Source organism: Pseudonocardia sp. D17 (assembly GCF_036984265.1).
Taxonomy (GTDB): Bacteria; Actinomycetota; Actinomycetes; order Mycobacteriales; family Pseudonocardiaceae; genus Pseudonocardia; species Pseudonocardia benzenivorans.
Map to the genome: position 1 here is coordinate 1 of NZ_BPRG01000184.1, position 245 is coordinate 245.

At 68.2% G+C, this 245-nt stretch carries 1 protein-coding gene; it reads right to left on the reverse strand.

The genetic code is table 11. The annotated features are described in order from the left end of the window. Position 1 precedes the first annotated feature (1 nt). Positions 2 to 245 (reverse strand): transposase (locus PSD17_RS25950; protein ID WP_339124967.1); only part of this gene is annotated, 244 nt, incomplete at its 5' end.

Consider the following 245-nt stretch of genomic DNA (forward strand, 5'->3'; position numbering starts at 1 on the left):
GCTAGTTTCCGTTGCTGGGGACGATACGGCCGGCGAAGGTGATCGCGAAGGCGTTCAGCGCCGGTTTCCACCGCATCGCCCACCTCGCCCGCCCTTTCCCGGTCGGGTCGAGCGAGCGGGTGACCAGGTAGAGGCACTTCAGCGCGGCCTGCTCGGTCGGGAAGTGACCGCGGGCCTTGACCGCGCGCCGGTAGCGGGCGTTGAGCGACTCGATGGCGTTGGTGGAGCAGATGACCTTGCGGATC